The organism is Methylobacterium sp. E-045 (genome assembly GCF_022829685.1).
Classification (GTDB): domain Bacteria; phylum Pseudomonadota; class Alphaproteobacteria; order Rhizobiales; family Beijerinckiaceae; genus Methylobacterium.
In genome coordinates this window covers 1-353 of the sequence record NZ_JAKSYE010000123.1, presented here as the reverse complement: position 1 = coordinate 353, position 353 = coordinate 1, and the positions used below count along the sequence as shown (strand labels likewise).

At 68.3% G+C, this 353-nt stretch carries 1 pseudogene; it reads right to left on the bottom strand.

Annotated elements, in window-relative coordinates:
- Positions 1 to 353 (bottom strand): annotated as a pseudogene (locus MKK51_RS23220) (transposase); the annotation flags it as partial.

The window sequence follows — 353 nt, the reverse complement described above, 5'->3', positions numbered from 1 at the left end:
GGCCAGACATGTGCCCAGGGCCCTTGTTTGGGCCGCGCGTCTAGGCGTTGGTCGCTGTCGTCAGGCCGGTCGCCGCGAAGGGTGTGACCAGGACCGAGCGGGCCGAGCATACCGTCCGATGGGCGGCGGTCATGGGCCTGCCCCTCGGTCAACTTGAGGGCGATGGGGCGGCCCTGGGCAGCCACCAGGGCATGAATCTCGGTGGTCAGGCGGCCGCGCGAGCGACCCATGCAACGGGATCGGTCGTCTTTTTTTGGGCGGTGGCCGCATGCTGGTGCCCCCGCACGCTGGTGGCGTCGATCATCTGAATCAGCATGGCCAGCCGCAGCGACAACCGTGCTCTGGGCTTTACC